The sequence below is a fragment of the Novosphingobium sp. MBES04 genome (assembly GCF_000813185.1).
Classification (GTDB): Bacteria; Pseudomonadota; Alphaproteobacteria; order Sphingomonadales; family Sphingomonadaceae; genus Novosphingobium; species Novosphingobium decolorationis.
This window is the reverse complement of record NZ_DF850516.1, coordinates 1-731: the sequence shown is the minus strand read 5'-3', so window position 1 is coordinate 731 and position 731 is coordinate 1. Positions and strand designations below refer to the sequence as shown.

Annotated in this window: 1 protein-coding gene; it reads right to left on the bottom strand. The window is 60.9% G+C overall.

Annotated elements, in window-relative coordinates:
* Window positions 1–144: 144 nt before the first annotated feature.
* Window positions 145–731: IS3 family transposase (locus MBENS4_RS23745; RefSeq protein ID WP_039396930.1), on the bottom strand; the 587-nt coding region annotated here is incomplete at its 5' end.

The following is a 731-nucleotide window of genomic DNA, read 5'->3' as shown; positions in this document are numbered from 1 at the left end:
AGAGGTGGCTCGGTTTGTCTGAACAGCCTTTGATGTTTGATAAGTGGATCGTCTGCGGTTTGGTTGTTCAAGCTGGCGCCTGCGGGGCGTCATGGAGGTCGGGCGTAGCCCGGCCGGAGTGACGCCCCGCAAGTCGCGGCCAATTCACGCTGCCACGGCCTGAGGCAGATTGTCAAAGTAGGTTTGATCGGGCGTACGTCCGCCGAGGCTCGAATGCGGTCTCCGGGCATTGTAGAAGCCCAGATATCGGCCGATCGAACTGCGCGCTTCGCTGACGCAAGCGTAGGCGTGCAGGTAGACTTCCTCGTACTTCACCGAGCGCCACAGCCGCTCGACCACGACATTGTCGCGCCAGGCGCCGCGGCCGTCCATGCTGATGGCAATCTTTTCTCGCATCAGCACGCTGGTGAAGGCCTGGCTGGTGAATTGGCTGCCTTGATCCGTATTGAAAATCTCCGGTTTGCCATAGCGCGCCAGGGCTTCCTCGAGCGCTTCAACGCAAAAGTCGGCCTCCAGCGTGATCGAGATCCGGTGGCTGAGGACCTTGCGGCTGAACCAGTCGACGATGGCGACGAGATAGACGAAGCCCTTGGCCATGGGGATGTAGCTGATGTCTGTCGCCCAGACCTGATTAGGCTTCACGATCGCAAGCTTGCGCAGGAGATAGGGGTAGATCTTGTGCCCTGGCGCCGGCTTGGAGGTGCTGGGGCGGCGATAGACCGCCTCGATGG